The organism is Pseudomonas sp. PA-1-3F (assembly GCF_021609665.1).
Classification (GTDB): domain Bacteria; phylum Pseudomonadota; class Gammaproteobacteria; order Pseudomonadales; family Pseudomonadaceae; genus Aquipseudomonas; species Aquipseudomonas paracarnis.
The window spans coordinates 115,396-129,309 of record NZ_WJZD01000007.1; the positions used below are offsets into that span (position 1 = coordinate 115,396).

The window sequence follows — 13,914 nt, forward strand, 5'->3', positions numbered from 1 at the left end:
CGCCTTTTTCAGCCGCTTTTGCCCCGAGTAATCACCGATGAGTTCACGCAACCCCGTCATCTGGCATGAAGGTTTGTTCGTCAAACCTCAGCACTTCCAGCAACAGGCCCGCGCCGCCGAAGCCGCCGTGCACCAGCGCCTGCACAGCCTCAACGACGCACTCTATGGCTTCAGCGAGCTGGCGTTGAACGACGAATACCTGAGCTTCGGCAAAATCGCCATTACCCGGGCACGCGGGATCATGCCCGACGGTAGCGTCTTCGACATTCCCCACGACCTGGCACCGCCCTCCCCGCTGGAGATCGCTGACAGCAGCGTGGTCGGCCAGATCGTCTATCTGGCCCTGCCGCTGCGCTCCAACGGAGCCCTCGAAGTGCGCTGGCCCGACCAGTACGGCAACAGCCGCTACATCGCCCGCCGCGAGGAAATCCGTGACACCCACAGCGATGACGGCGATCAGGTCGGCATGGACCTGGCCGTGCCCAACCTGCAACTGATGCTCGAACGCAGCGACCGCAGCGCCTTTACCGGCATCGCCCTGGGCAAGATCAAAGACAAACGCCCGGACGGCAGCCTGGTGATGGACGAGCATTTCTACCCCACCAGCCTGTCCCTGCAAGCGGTGCCGGCATTGCATCGCTACCTGGGTGAAGTGGCCGGGTTGATGCGCGAGCGCGCCAAGAACCTGGCCCAGCGTATCGGCTCACCGGGGCAGTCGGGGGTGGCTGACGTCACCGACTTCAACCTGCTGCAAACCCTCAACCGCTTGTTTCCGTTGTTCCAGCACCTGGCCCGGCAACGCCAGGTTCACCCGGAGCGGCTATACATCGCACTGGCCCAAGCCTGCGGCGAGCTAGTGACTTTTACCGATGAAGGTCACTTGCCCCAGGAATACCCCGCCTATCAGCACGACAACCTGCGCGAATCCTTCCAGATCCTGGAGCACACCCTGCGCCGCGCCCTGGGCACGGTACTGCAACCGCGCGCCGTGTCGCTGCCGATCGTCGTTCAGCAATACGGCGTGCGTACTGCCGAGATGAACGACAAGCGCCTGCTGGACAACGCCGAATTTATCCTCGCCGTGCGCGCCGGACTGCCAGCAGAGACCCTGCGCCAGCAACTGCCCAAGCAGATCAAGATCAGCTCCACCGAAGGCCTGGAACAACTGGTCAGCCTGCAGCTTCCAGGTATCCCGCTGCTGCCGCTGCCGGTGGCACCACGGCACCTGCCGTTCCATGCCGGCTTCAGCTACTTCGAACTCGACCGCCATCACCCTGCGTGGCAAGGCCTGAGCAGCGGCAGCGGGTTCGGCTTCCATATTGCCGGTGAATTCCCGGAGCTGGAGTTGCAGTTCTGGGCGATCAGGAGTGAGAGAGATGAGTGACGTGAAAAACAGCGCCAACCCTGAGTCGGACACCGATACTCCAGTGTTTGATGAACTGGTGCAGCACTCCAGAAGCAAGCCGGAATCTGTCGAAACAGTACCGCCCAAACCAAAACTTAAACCGCTGCTCGCCGACCCTGAATACGACTTGCGCGGCGTGGCCTGGAACCCGCTGTGCGATGCCGCCACGCCACTGATCGGCTTGGTGATCCGTCTGCGCCGTCTAGACCACCACGATGACGTACCTGCGCTGTACCTGAGCGTCAGCAACCAGATCACCACGATCATGGAAGAAGTCAGCCAGCTCGACTACGACGCCGGCATGCTCAAGGCCTACTCCTACAGCCTGTGCCTGTTGATTGACGAGGTAGTCATGCGCACCACTTGGGGCAGGCTCTCCATCTGGAGCGCACGCTCGCTGCTCAGTCAATTCCACGGAGAAACCCAAGGCGGCGAAAAATTCTTCACCGTGATGAACAACATGATCCCCGAAGCCGCCCGGTATCAGCACGTGCTGGAGTTCATGTACCAGTGCTTGATCTCCGGCCTCAAGGGCAAATACGGCACCCATATCAAGGGCGACGACGAAATACAGAAGATCATCGACCAACTGCACGGCCTGTTGCGCCCCCTGCGCGGCGAGACGCCCAAGCGCCTGACCGACCCACTGAAAAACGTCGCGCCGCGCAACTACCGGATCAAACGCGCCTGGCCGTTATGGACGCCCTGGGCCATGGCCGCCGTCGTGCTGACGGTCGCCTACACGATCTACTCCATCCGCCTGAACGCCATCACCCAACAGGTGCTGGTGTCGCTGGAGCGGGTGCTGCACCTGTAACCGATTTTCAGCGCGCTCACCCCGAGCGCCTGCAAAGCCATGGCCGTATCGGCCATAACCCGCGACCCCCCGGGTCGTTCACTTGATCGCGACAAGGAGCTTGTCATGCCAACACCCGCGTACATCAGCATCCACGGCAAAAACCAGGGCCATATCACCAAGGGCGCCTTCACCGCTGACTCGGTGGGCAACGTCTTTGTGGAAGGCCACGAGGATGAAATCCTCGCCCAGGAAATCGACCATCAGATTGGTGCCCCAACCGACCCGCAAAGCGGTCAACCCACCGGACAGCGCGTGCATAAACCGCTGACCTTCACCAGTGCGCTGAACAAAGCCTCGCCCCTGCTTTACCAGGCCCTGGCCACCGGCGAAATGCTGCCGACCGTTGAGGTCAAGTGGTTCCGCACCTCCACCGATGGCAAACAGGAACACTTCTTCACCACCAAACTGGAAGAGGCCACTGTCGTCGACATCCACACCGTGTTGCCTCACGCCCAGGACAGCGACAACTCCAACTACACCCAACTGATCAAGACCAGCCTGTCTTACCGCAAGGTCAGTTGGAGTCATGTGGTAGCCGGTACTGAAGCTTCGGACGACTGGCGCAAACCGGCTGCAGCGGGTTAAGCGCGCCCATTCCGCCGCTGCGGTTCACGCAGCGGCAGAACCTTCACCGACTCAACCTATTTAAGGAGGCTCTATGCCTGCCGTCGTTCTGGTCGGTCACGACCATGATTGCCCGATGTGTGGCCCCACCACCATCAACAGCGGTACGCGCAACGTCATCGTCAACGGACGCGCCGTCGCCCTTGTCGGCGACACCCTGGGTTGCGGTGCCGTGATCACCAGCGGCTCGCCCTCGATGACCGTCAACGAAAAAGCCGTGGCCCGCGTCGGTGATACCACCGACCACGAAGGCGTGCTGGAAAACGGTGACGCCAGTTGGTTGATCAACTAATTCGAATTCGCAACAAGGAGGTTTCATGCCCCGTCAAAGCGACCTGCGTTATACCTTTCAACCGCTGCGGGGCGATCCCTTCGAAGTGGTCTCGTTCACCCTCGAAGAAGGCCTGTCCCAGCCGTTCAAACTGGAACTGGAACTGGTCAGTCACCACCCGGCCATCGACTTCTACCGCATGCTCGACCTGGCCGCCGTCTTCACCATCTGGCGCGACGACACTCCGGTGCGCTATGTGCACGGTCTGGTCAGCCTGTTCCAACAGGGCGACACCGGCTTTCGCCGTACCCGCTACACCGCCGTGGTCGAACCGACCCTGAAGCGTTTCGATCTGCGCTCCAACTGGCGCATCTTCCAGGCCCAGACCGTGCCCGACATCATCACCAGCCTGCTGACCGAGCAGAAACTGACCGACATCCGCAGCGAAATCTGCTTCGAACACCAACCCCGCGAATACTGCGTACAGGCGGGCGAAACTGACCTCGACTTCATCGCCCGCCTCGCCGCCGAAGAAGGCCTGCTCTACACCTTCGAACACCGCGCCGACGGCCATACCCTCGTCCTCACCGACCGCGTCGGCGGCCTGGGCACCATCGGCACCCATACCGACTGCCCGGTGATCTACCAGGCCATGGGCGGCGGCGACGCCACGGAACCGGCACTGACCCGCTTCCACTACACCGAACAGGTGCGCACCGCCCGCCAGGTACAGCGCGACTACACCTTCACCCACCCGCGCTACAACCAGCAGCACACCGCCACCGGCGACCAGGACCTGAACAACCAGCACAAGGACTACGAACGCTACGACTACCCTGGCCGCTACAAGCGCGACATCGCCGGTAAGCCCTTTACCAAGACACGGCTGGCGGCGCTGCGCAACGACGCCAAGCTGGCCCATGTGGAAGGCGACGACGAACGCCTGCAACCGGGATTGGCCTTCGACCTCAACGACCACCCGCGCGAAGACTTCAATGATCGCTGGCGCACCATCGCCATCAAGCACGAAGGCAAGCAGCACACCAGCTTGCAGGAAGAATCGTTTGGTAGCGGCCTCGGCACCTCCTACACGTTGAAGGCTAGCGCCATCCGCTGGACCTCGGATTGGAAGGCGCCGCTACGCGCCAAACCCTGCATTGATGGCCCGCAGATAGCCACCGTCGTCGGCCCGCCAGGAGAAGAGATTTATTGCGATGAATGGGGCCGGGTGAAAGTGCAATTCCCGTGGGACCGCTCGGACAAAAACAATGATCAGAGTTCGTGCTGGATTCGCGTGGCTCAAGGCTGGGCCGGGGCGACCTGGGGCGCCATGGCCGTGCCTCGGATAAATCAGGAGCTGATCATCAGCTTTTTGGACGGCGATCCTGACCAGCCGATCGCCACGGGGCGGACCTACCGCCAAACCAATCTGCCGCCGTATGAGCTGCCCAAACACAAAACACGAATGACCATCAAGAGCCGCACCCACAAGGGCTCTGGTTTCAATGAGCTGCGTTTTGAAGATGAGTTGGGCCACCAGGAAGTGTTCATTCATGCCGAAAAAGACAAGAACGTTCATATCAAAAACAACAACGGCATCTTCGTCGGCAACGACCGTAAGGAGCGAGTCGAACACAACGAAACCGTGTCCATCGGCGACCATCGCACCGAAGACGTCGGCCAGAACGAAACCATCAGCATCGGTGCTAACCGCAGCGTGACCATCGGTGGTAACAAGGCCGAGACCATCAAATTGGCCAAAGCCGAAACCATTGGTTTGGCCAAGGCGCTGACCATTGGCGCGGCGTACCAGACCAGTGTTGGCGCGGCCATGAACACCACCGTGGGGCTGAGCCAGAGCGAGCAGGTCGGTGTCCACAAATCGGTTGCGGTGGGCAAGAAATTCACCATCGACGCCGGGGACGAATTCAAGGTCACGGTGGGTAAATCCACCTTGGTGATGAAGTCCGACGGCACCGTCCTGATCAATGGCCGCACCTTCGATTTCAGCGCTAGCGGCGCAGTGCAGATCAACGGTAAAGACGTCGATATCAACTGAGGGGCGGACATGGAATTTCGCAATCTGACGCCCTTCGATGCGTTGTGTTTCAGCGCGCTGGGCATGGACGATCAAGAGTACCCGGTGCTGGTAATGAAAGTAGGCTATCGGCTGCTGCCCATTGACGGGCAGCCGGGTCAGTTTCGCGCTGAAGTGCTGGACGACGAACCGTTGGCGCTTTGCACCGCTGATCGCTACTACGGCGAGGAAGGGGCCAGCAGCGTCTGCGAGGAAAGCGACCTGGCGCCGTTCAAACCGCGCTGTGATGTGGTCGTGGTAGGCAATGCTTATGCGCCACAAGGTCAACCTGCAATGCAGTGGACGGCCGGACTGCGCATCAGTGCGCCGGTGGCCCCACCGCCCAGAATCGACGTGCCGCTGCCGACGCCGTTGAGTCCCGGCGAACGGCTGACCGAATATCAGCTAATGGCATGGCAAGCCGCCCGGCAAGAAGCTTTTAAGCGTCGGGCCGAAACGCCGACGCGCCATTACTTGTTGGACAAGCATCTGAAATTCACTGGCCCTCGCCAGTTCCGCCACAGCTTGTTCGGTGGCTGGCAATTGACCGAACCGCAACCGGCCACCTCGGTGCCTTTGCGCTGGGAATATGCCTTCGGGGGCAGCAGCGTGGTGCCCAATCCTGAACACGCGGTTGATACAAATACTCCGCCCTATCTGCTCAACGAAGTCTGTTACAGCAACCCGCTGGGCCGGGGCTGGATCGAAAGGCGCCAGGAAGACCTCGGTTTTCAACTGGACAAGCCTCTGCGCGAACTCACTGCACCGCAGATCGAGCCCATCGACAAACCCGTGTGGCGCCTGGATCGGGTCAAACATCCCGAGGGTGAACTCGACGCCAACGGCATGGCGCAGGTCGCGGCCAGCTACAAAAACCAACCGGCCGGATTTGGCGTGGTGGGCCGTGCCTGGGCACCGCGCCTGCCATTGGCCGGGAGCTATGACGAAACCTGGCAGCGCGAACGCTGGCCGAGCTTGCCACGGGATTTCGATTTTGCCTACTGGAACGGCGCGCCCGTGGATCAGCAGATCGATTTTCCGCCGCCTGCGTTTCGTCTTGAGCTGTTCAACCTGACCAATCCCGACCTCACCCCCGAAGGCACGTTATGCGTGGAACTGCCCGGCCATCGCCCCTTTGTGCTGATGCGCCTGCACAGCGGCGCCATGCTGCCACTGCCCATGCTCACCGACACCCTGCGTATCGACACCGAGGCCATGACATTAGCGCTGACCCATCGCATCAGCCTGCCCAATCATCTGGGCATTCGCGTACTGGAAGCGCGCTTCGAGACGGATCCAAATGCCCCGCTGATAAAGCGCGCAGCCAAGGAGGTGCTCTGACATGGCCGATAACGTCATCGCCCGTAAGCAGGGCAAATGGAAAGTGGTCAGCATCGTCCCCGATGTGTGCAAGACGCCGATGGGCAGCGCCATCCCACCAGTGCCCTACCCCGTCACGGCCGAACTTAAAACCGCCACTGGGGTAGCCAAATCGGTACGTGCCAACGGTAAACCGGTGGTGGTGTTCGACAAGAGCCTGGTGCCGACCACCAAGGGTGATGGGGCTGGCGCCGCGAAAGGCATCAAGAGCAACACCGTGGACGGCAAGTGCTACCCGTTGGAGAAGAGCAGCACCGTACGCGCCGAAGGCAAGTTGGTAGTGCGCCATGACGACAAGTTCTGGATGAATGGGGCTTAGCGCATGGCCGAACCGATCAATCTAGCCCCGGTACGGGTACACGCGATCAGCGTACCAATGCGCCCTGATCCGAAGCAGCTACACAAGCTCGACGAAATGATGTTGCAGGCCAACAGCGACGGTACCGTACAGGCGGACCTCTTCGGAACGGATCCTCAGGGCAAGCCCTACCATGAATCTCGCACCTTCAACGAGCAGGAATACGAGCAACTGCGCAAGCATTTCATGACCCGTGAATTGGCGACTCTGCCGCCGTTCAGTTCGTTCAAGAGTGGTAATACCATTGGGCGGGTGGTGGGTGAGACGGTGCCGGCTCAGGTGTCGGCCAGCGAAGCCAATCCACCGATTGAGGCTGAAACGGAAGAAGAAGGCATCACTGGCGAACAGATCCTGGATGGCATCCAGCTGGGCTTGGATGTGTTTGGCCTGATCCCCGTGGTCGGGGAAGTGGCCGATATTGCCAGCGGTATCATTAGCCTTTTTCGCGGGGACTACGTGGGCGCAGGTCTCTCTCTGCTCTCGGCGATTCCGTTTGTTGGCTACCTGGGCACCGCTGGTAAAGCCGCACGATACGGTTCGAAGATGGCTGAGGCGTCGGGCAAAGCGGGTAAGGAGGTTGTTGACAAAACGGCGAAAAGAACCGAAGAAGCTACCGAACTATTACCTAAGAAGACCAATCCCGAATTAGATACTCCATCTAATTCTAATGATGGTTTTAAAGCCACCCCAAGAGAGAAGTCTGCAAGGGAAATGTTTTTAGGCCGAACTCCAGGCAAGAGTTCAAAAACAGGGCGCGAGGTCCAAGACCGAATGCGGGCCGAAGGAAAACTACGGGAGAACCCAATTACAGGTAAAACAGAGTTCCAGGCCTCCGACAAAAATTGGTATGATCTTAGCAAGGCCGACATGGCCCACAAAACAGATGCTGTCACATGGTGGAACACTAGTGGCAGACATCTAGGAGCGAAGAGTAAAGAAGTCAGAGAATGGATGCTAGATAGCAAAAATTATGAACTAGACCATTACAGCATCAATAGGTCGACAGGTGCAAAGCTTGGACAAACTTACAAACCTCCAACAAAGTAGGTACATGATGGAACCCACACTGACGCCAGAGCAGATTGAAAAAATTAGCAACCTTTCAAAAGAAGGACGTGAATACTGGAAAAAAAATCAGCTAAGTGAAGCCGAATCTTGTTTTTTAAGAGCTTGGGGGATTATGCAATCCCCAACATTGACACTTGACTATTCTCAAAGTATCGCCAGAGGTCTCGTTGCTTTTTTTAAAGAAACTAAACAATACGAAAAAGCTATAAGCTGGCTAGCCGTGATGCACGATTTATATACTCCAAAGCCTAGCGACTACGTTGAATTTATTGCGGCCACGGTCTATTTTGATGCAGGAAAAACCTCTGCCGCATACGAAATTTTTGACAAGCAATATAAAAAATATGGAAAAAGACCTTTTACAGACGAAGATAAAAAATATCTAAACTTCTACCTCACACAAAAAAATGTAAAAAAATGAAATGAATCTACCTGACAGAATTTACGAAAGCATCACCCTCTTATCTGAGGAAGGAAATGCCCTTTATGACGATTCGGCATTTGAAGGGGCTATTTCAAAGTGGTCACAAGCACTAAATTTACTACCCACACCGCAAGCATCCTGGGAAGCCTTCACATGGCTTTCTGCCTCAATAGGTGACGCTTTTTTTCAGCTTGCACAGTACCCTAAAAGCCTTGAAAACCTGAAGGATGCACTCAATGGCCCTGATGGGCTAGACAACTCATTCATTCACTACAGAATTGGACAATGTCAAACGCTATTAGGCTTCGATGATGAGGCAATTACTTCGCTGCTAAAAGCTTACATGTTAGATGGGGATGCTGTTTTCAAAACCGATCCGGGTGGTGAAGTTTACCTCCAAAAGTTGAAGGCCCAACACTTGATTGACGACTAATTCGCGACGCGACCCAATTTCAAACTGACGGCGTCGCATTGCGGGGCGTCCCTTTGAAGTGGGCACCCCGGCGCTCTATGTCCACGGTCTGGTCAGCCTGTTCCAACAGGGCGACACCGGCTTTCGCCGTACCCGCTACACCGCCGTGGTCGAACCGACCCTGAAGCGTTTCGATCTGCGCTCCAACTGGCGCATCTTCCAGGCCCAGACCGTGCCCGACATCATCACCAGCCTGCTGACCGAGCAGAAACTGACCGACATCCGCAGCGAAATCTGCTTCGAACACCAACCCCGCGAATACTGCGTACAGGCGGGCGAAACTGACCTCGACTTCATCGCCCGCCTCGCCGCCGAAGAAGGCCTGCTCTACACCTTCGAACACCGCGCCGACGGCCATACCCTCGTCCTCACCGACCGCGTCGGCGGCCTGGGCACCATCGGCACCCATACCGACTGCCCGGTGATCTACCAGGCCATGGGCGGCGGCGACGCCACGGAACCGGCACTGACCCGCTTCCACTACACCGAACAAGTGCGCACTGCGCGCCAGGTGCAGCGCGACTACACCTTCACCCACCCGCGCTACAACCAGCAGCACACCGCCACTGGCGTACACGCCTTGATTGACCATCACATACCCGTTCCTAATCTGGAGCAGCCGGGCCATCCGGTCCTGCATCACTTCAAGCAACATCGTCCATGGTCCTTCGGACCGGTGGGACGCAGTTGGACACCCCGACAGGGCTACGCGGGTACCTACGATGATAACTGGCACGCCACTACTTTCCCCTTGCCGCCCGCCGACTTCGACCCGCGCTTTTGCCAGTGCGCGCCCGAAGACCAGCAAGTGCCCTATCCCCAAGGCGGTGAGCCAGTGCGCCTCATCAACCTGCACCCCGAGCACCCCGACATCCGCTTCAAAATACCTCGCCTGGCGCTGGGCATGAGCCTGGCCATGCGCAACGGTCAGGTTCACGTGCTGCAGCCGGTCGTGGACTGCGTGGCGATAGACGCCGATGCCGGCGTCTTCAGTGTGGTCTGGCGTGCACGCCACTCCATCAAGCGCAGCCTCAGCGAAATAGAATTGCTCAGCATCGGCCACGCCAGTCAGCAGCGCGCGCAAGCCCACATCATGGGCCAGGGTGGCTGCTTCACCTGCTCGGGTTTCGCTACAGACGAGGCCAGCCGCAAACCCATTCTTGAGGACCTGGACCTGTGACTGCCGAATGCAAAGACCTGCCCATCCCGCTTCAGTTGCTGGCAGCCGGAGCAGTCACCAGCGTAGGCATGAGCCTGTCGACGTCCGCCGCCGCTATCCGCGCGTCGTTGGACAACTTCCAGGACACCCACTTCTTCGATGCCCAGGGCAATAGCTTGCGAGGCGCCCGTATCCCACATCCGGCCCAGGATGACGATACCCTGGCTGGTGGCCATGAACGCCTGGCAGGCTTGTTAGATATGGCCATCGAAGAATGCCTGCACGTGGCTGGCTTACACAACCAACTGCCAGATCGCGCCACCTGCATCCTCCTGTGTCCTGAACAGCGCAGCAGCTACTACAGTGGGCTGGCTGCCACCTGCTTGCAGCGCAGCCTTGCCCATTACCACCCGAGCGCAAAACCCTACTACGGCCACATTGGTGGGGAGGCCACCGACTGTGCTACCGCCTTGTCGCTGGCCGCCCAAGTCATCCACACGCAGCACTCCAGCCACGTTCTGCTGCTCAGCGTGGATTCCTGGCTGAACACGCCCGACATCGCCCAAGCATTGCGTGAAGACCGGCTCCTCACCGAAGACCAGCCCTCCGGCTTCATACCCGGTGAAGCCGCCGTGGCACTACTACTGGGGCCATCCACAGCGACGCCCGATAACCAACCTTCCGGACTACAGATCGTAGGCAGTGCTCAAGCCCAGGAGCCCGCAACCTTGCTATCGCAAGCGCCCTGCTATGGCAAAGGTCTGGCCACTGCCATCAAGGCTGCCTTGGCACAGGCCGGTATCCAGGCGCACGAGGTGGACCTGCGCTTGGCCGACCTGGCTGGAGAGGAGTTCTTTTTCGAAGAGTCATCCTACGCATGGAGCAGGTTGCTGCGCGCCGACCTACCGGCGAACCATCAATTCATACAGCCGGCCAACTCCCTGGGTAACATCGGTGCCGCCTTCGGCCCCCTTATGCTCGCCTATGCCTGGCACCTGTCGCGCATCGGCCGCGCTCCCGGTGCCAACACCCTCATCCAACTGTCCACCCCACAGCAAGCGCGCGCCGCGCTAGTTGTGCGTGTGGTCTGAGCCGACAGCACGGAGCGTCCAATGGCCCACCACGTTTATGCCAACGACAACGAGATAGCCTCGAAATCTGCGCGCGGCCAATCCAGCGCGGCCTTCCCCGACACCTGCTTCTCCCCCCCCCACGCCGCCGGCGACCGGTTTACCCATTCCGTACCCGAACACCTGCTTTGCCCAGGACATCAGCAACGGCAGCCGCACCGTGTTCATTGCCGGTATGGAAATCGCCCTACAGCACAAATCCTACTTCCGCACCAGCACCGGTAACGAACCGGCCACGCCTGGGCTCAAGAAAGGCATCAATTCGGGAAAGATCAAAGGCAAGTGTTACTTCGTCAGTTGGTCACCCAATGTCAAGGTCGAAGGGCTGTGCGTGACCCGTCACCTAGACTGGGTTACACACAATCACAGCAATCCACCCAACGCGCTCCAGCAGCAGTACATAAGTGCAGGAATGAAAAGTAATGACTGCAAGAAGGACATTGAGCGTATCCAAAAAAGCTGCAAAACAGCAACCGAGGAAGAAGCAAAGAAGCGCACACCAGACCACAAGCAAAAAACGCAGCCTGAAACAACGCCTGGATAACCTAGTATCACTGCCAGATGAAGTAGGCAGAAAAGTATCTGGATATCGGCGCACCAAGGACAACGCCTGGATAGACGAACACTGCGATGGTCTTTGGGTAAAACCTATGAAGGGACTCGACGACTTCAAAGAAGCAGAGAAGCAATTCAACGATTTTCTAGACAACCTGCCGACTGACACAACGTCTCTGGGGAAGATGGTATTCGGCGAATTGATCGATCTAGCCTACGAAAAAATGGGAGCCTGGTATCTCGTCAAGAAGCTTGGCGGTCTAGGCATCCGCTCCACGATCAAGAACATTATAGGTGGTGCTGCCGGAACAACCGGCGTCGGAGTGGTAGTCACTGCCGGAATGGGCGCCTGGAGCGTGACCGATGCTATCAGCACAGCTACAGAAATCGCCGAAATGGTCGGACCGGAAGGCCAGGAGCTCCTGGCTGACCTGATGGATCTGGACAAATTTAAGAAAAATATCGAAGCCAAGGTGGCAGCTTACAAGAAGGAGCCGGACAAGTTTCTTGCAGAACTCATGGAACTCCAGGCTAGGCGTAGCCCCTGCATCCACGCACGTAAGTGCATGTTGGTTCCGTATAACAACTCCAAGAAACCCCAGGTAATTAAGGGCGAGGGATGTTGCCCCGGACAAACAGGACATCACGTGATACCTCACGCGGCAATGAAGGGGAACTCTTGCTACTCAGGAGAGGGCAAAGCACCAACTATATGCTTGGAGGGGACCAATCAACACCATGGCAGTCACGGGAAAGCGCACGCCAATCTTGAAATGCTATTAACCAGAAGAAAATTTCGCAATGGAGTTCCCGTCTCATACCCCGACCTCCGAGACTCCGCAATTGAAGCCATTCAAGGAGCAGGCGCAAACAGTTGCGATAAAAAATGCCTACAAGCCCAACTGGACGACTACTACAAAAAGTGCAACCAAGGCCAAGAAAAAAATCTAAAAGCACACTCTGGATTGCCAAGCAAATCACCTAACGGCAGCAGCAGTGACAATGGTGATTTTGGCGGAATATAGGGAATTTATTATGATTTCAACTACTGACTTCTCGAAGAGAATTGTAGGCTACAGACTCACGGACTGCATTGTACGAAACAAGGAAACCATTTTCTTTATTGCAAGTGAAGACTGTACGCAATGGACGGACTGGGAAGAGGATGGCGGTTACCCTGAAGAAAGCGCTCTCTATAAGAGAGTTATCTCATTACAGATGTCTCGCGGACAACCCCAAAAATGGGGGAATGCAACGCTGCATGGATATTCTAGGCTTACAGCAGGCATATCGCAGGTTCCAAAAGAGCAACTCATAGTCGGATCACTAACCGGTCAGATCTATGTCGCAGGCAGTGGAGACATAGGTGCGGAAGATGAAATTGAATCTTATCTCAGAGGTACATTGGATAGCTTCTCGACAATTGAGGGTAAACTTTACATTGCTGGAAGCGGGCGTACTGTTGGCATACGAAAGGGTAAAAATCTATGGCAATGGATCAGCCAGGATCTGCCATATGATGAAAAGGAGGACGTGTTCACAGCGGGTTTCGCGTCACTGGATGGCTTCTCACAGTCTGATATCTATGCAGCTGGCGGCAAGGGTGATGTTTGGCATTTCAATGGAAAGCAGTGGCGTCACATTGACTTTCCGAGCAATCTTCGGATTGAGACCATCTGCTGTGGCGGCGACGGTCGCGTCTATATCAGCGGCTGCGAAGGGCATACCTTTGTGGGTCGAGGTGATACATGGAAAAAGGTCAAGACTGAGGATCCTATCAGTCTCTCGTTTAAGGACATGGCTTGGTACGAGGACCGTGTCTGGTGCTCTAACGACTACGGCGTTTGGTGGATTGTCGACGACCAATTGGTGAAAGCCACCATCCCTGCCTTTGCTCAGATCAGCGCAGGCCATCTCTCCGCCCGTGATGGCGTACTGTTGCTAGCTGGCTTCTATGGCTCAGCTTTCCTTGAAAAAGGCCAATGGCACCAGATTTTCAGTTACAACGAGATGGTCGACCGCTGCAAGGCAGAAGGCTTGTACGACGGAGTGCTGCAAGCCCGCTGGCACGAGTTCAAGGACTAACACCAGGACCTTCGACACTCACACACAAGCGCCTTTTAAATAGCGAG

The 13,914-nt window shown here is 57.5% G+C and carries 15 protein-coding genes; all 15 read left to right on the plus strand.

Annotation, left to right across the window (positions count from 1 at the left end):
* Nucleotides 1–37 precede the first annotated feature (37 nt).
* The 15 genes from tssK to GIV26_RS06925 all read left to right on the plus strand — a co-directional run bounded on the left by tssK (nucleotide 38) and on the right by GIV26_RS06925 (nucleotide 13,867).
* Nucleotides 38–1,384 (plus strand): type VI secretion system baseplate subunit TssK, encoded by a 1,347-nt coding sequence (gene tssK / locus GIV26_RS06850; RefSeq protein ID WP_236279797.1) that lies wholly within the window; start codon nucleotides 38–40, stop codon nucleotides 1,382–1,384.
* The gene (gene icmH, locus GIV26_RS06855) at nucleotides 1,377–2,222 is read left to right on the plus strand and encodes a type IVB secretion system protein IcmH/DotU (protein WP_236279800.1); all 846 of its coding nucleotides are present in this window, start codon (nucleotides 1,377–1,379) and stop codon (nucleotides 2,220–2,222) included. Before tssK ends, icmH begins: the two co-directional genes overlap by 8 nt.
* Nucleotides 2,223–2,327: 105 nt before the next feature.
* A complete protein-coding gene (locus GIV26_RS06860; RefSeq protein ID WP_236279802.1) occupies nucleotides 2,328–2,849 on the plus strand; it encodes an Hcp family type VI secretion system effector in 522 nt (173 codons plus the stop codon).
* Nucleotides 2,850–2,922: 73 nt separating this feature from the next.
* Complete coding sequence (locus GIV26_RS06865) at nucleotides 2,923–3,180, plus strand: PAAR domain-containing protein (RefSeq protein ID WP_236279804.1); 258 nt, start codon at nucleotides 2,923–2,925, stop codon at nucleotides 3,178–3,180.
* A 25-nt stretch (nucleotides 3,181–3,205) separates the two neighbouring features.
* Nucleotides 3,206–5,218 (plus strand): type VI secretion system Vgr family protein, encoded by a 2,013-nt coding sequence (locus tag GIV26_RS06870; protein WP_236279815.1) that lies wholly within the window; start codon nucleotides 3,206–3,208, stop codon nucleotides 5,216–5,218.
* Nucleotides 5,219–5,227: 9 nt separating this feature from the next.
* On the plus strand, nucleotides 5,228–6,577 hold the full coding sequence (locus GIV26_RS06875; RefSeq protein WP_236279816.1) for a DUF2169 family type VI secretion system accessory protein: 1,350 nt from the start codon (nucleotides 5,228–5,230) through the stop codon (nucleotides 6,575–6,577).
* 1 nt (nucleotide 6,578) lies between these two features.
* Nucleotides 6,579–6,935: a DUF4150 domain-containing protein gene (locus GIV26_RS06880; RefSeq protein ID WP_236279818.1), complete on the plus strand. Its 357-nt coding sequence runs from the start codon at nucleotides 6,579–6,581 to the stop codon at nucleotides 6,933–6,935.
* Between the two features lie 3 nt (nucleotides 6,936–6,938).
* Nucleotides 6,939–8,021: a GH-E family nuclease gene (locus GIV26_RS06885; RefSeq protein WP_236279820.1), complete on the plus strand. Its 1,083-nt coding sequence runs from the start codon at nucleotides 6,939–6,941 to the stop codon at nucleotides 8,019–8,021.
* A gap of 7 nt (nucleotides 8,022–8,028) precedes the next feature.
* Nucleotides 8,029–8,463 carry a hypothetical protein gene (locus tag GIV26_RS06890; protein WP_236279822.1) on the plus strand — a complete coding sequence of 145 codons (435 nt, stop codon included), beginning with the start codon at nucleotides 8,029–8,031 and terminating at the stop codon, nucleotides 8,461–8,463.
* A gap of 1 nt (nucleotide 8,464) precedes the next feature.
* Nucleotides 8,465–8,899 (plus strand): tetratricopeptide repeat protein, encoded by a 435-nt coding sequence (locus GIV26_RS06895; protein ID WP_236265986.1) that lies wholly within the window; start codon nucleotides 8,465–8,467, stop codon nucleotides 8,897–8,899.
* 37 nt (nucleotides 8,900–8,936) lie between these two features.
* Entirely contained in the window at nucleotides 8,937–10,118 is a 1,182-nt protein-coding gene (gene vgrG / locus GIV26_RS27340; protein ID WP_442962900.1) for a type VI secretion system tip protein VgrG, read from the plus strand.
* The gene (locus GIV26_RS06910; protein ID WP_236279824.1) at nucleotides 10,115–11,188 is read left to right on the plus strand and encodes a hypothetical protein; all 1,074 of its coding nucleotides are present in this window, start codon (nucleotides 10,115–10,117) and stop codon (nucleotides 11,186–11,188) included. Before vgrG ends, GIV26_RS06910 begins: the two co-directional genes overlap by 4 nt.
* Nucleotides 11,189–11,255: 67 nt before the next feature.
* A complete protein-coding gene (locus GIV26_RS06915; RefSeq protein ID WP_268942117.1) occupies nucleotides 11,256–11,771 on the plus strand; it encodes a DUF4150 domain-containing protein in 516 nt (171 codons plus the stop codon).
* Nucleotides 11,668–12,807: an HNH/endonuclease VII fold toxin-2 domain-containing protein gene (locus tag GIV26_RS06920; RefSeq protein WP_236279826.1), complete on the plus strand. Its 1,140-nt coding sequence runs from the start codon at nucleotides 11,668–11,670 to the stop codon at nucleotides 12,805–12,807. The genes GIV26_RS06915 and GIV26_RS06920 overlap by 104 nt, the downstream gene beginning before the upstream one ends.
* A 10-nt stretch (nucleotides 12,808–12,817) precedes the next feature.
* Nucleotides 12,818–13,867 (plus strand): hypothetical protein, encoded by a 1,050-nt coding sequence (locus GIV26_RS06925; RefSeq protein ID WP_236279829.1) that lies wholly within the window; start codon nucleotides 12,818–12,820, stop codon nucleotides 13,865–13,867.
* Nucleotides 13,868–13,914: the final 47 nt, after the last annotated feature.

Coding starts and splice junctions, on each gene's coding strand:
- tssK (WP_236279797.1), top strand. CDS start 38: ATGAGTTCACGCAACCCCGTCATCTGGCATGAAGGTTTGTTCGTCAAA.
- icmH (WP_236279800.1), top strand. CDS start 1,377: ATGAGTGACGTGAAAAACAGCGCCAACCCTGAGTCGGACACCGATACT.
- GIV26_RS06860 (WP_236279802.1), top strand. CDS start 2,328: ATGCCAACACCCGCGTACATCAGCATCCACGGCAAAAACCAGGGCCAT.
- GIV26_RS06865 (WP_236279804.1), top strand. CDS start 2,923: ATGCCTGCCGTCGTTCTGGTCGGTCACGACCATGATTGCCCGATGTGT.
- GIV26_RS06870 (WP_236279815.1), top strand. CDS start 3,206: ATGCCCCGTCAAAGCGACCTGCGTTATACCTTTCAACCGCTGCGGGGC.
- GIV26_RS06875 (WP_236279816.1), top strand. CDS start 5,228: ATGGAATTTCGCAATCTGACGCCCTTCGATGCGTTGTGTTTCAGCGCG.
- GIV26_RS06880 (WP_236279818.1), top strand. CDS start 6,579: ATGGCCGATAACGTCATCGCCCGTAAGCAGGGCAAATGGAAAGTGGTC.
- GIV26_RS06885 (WP_236279820.1), top strand. CDS start 6,939: ATGGCCGAACCGATCAATCTAGCCCCGGTACGGGTACACGCGATCAGC.
- GIV26_RS06890 (WP_236279822.1), top strand. CDS start 8,029: ATGGAACCCACACTGACGCCAGAGCAGATTGAAAAAATTAGCAACCTT.
- GIV26_RS06895 (WP_236265986.1), top strand. CDS start 8,465: ATGAATCTACCTGACAGAATTTACGAAAGCATCACCCTCTTATCTGAG.
- GIV26_RS06925 (WP_236279829.1), top strand. CDS start 12,818: ATGATTTCAACTACTGACTTCTCGAAGAGAATTGTAGGCTACAGACTC.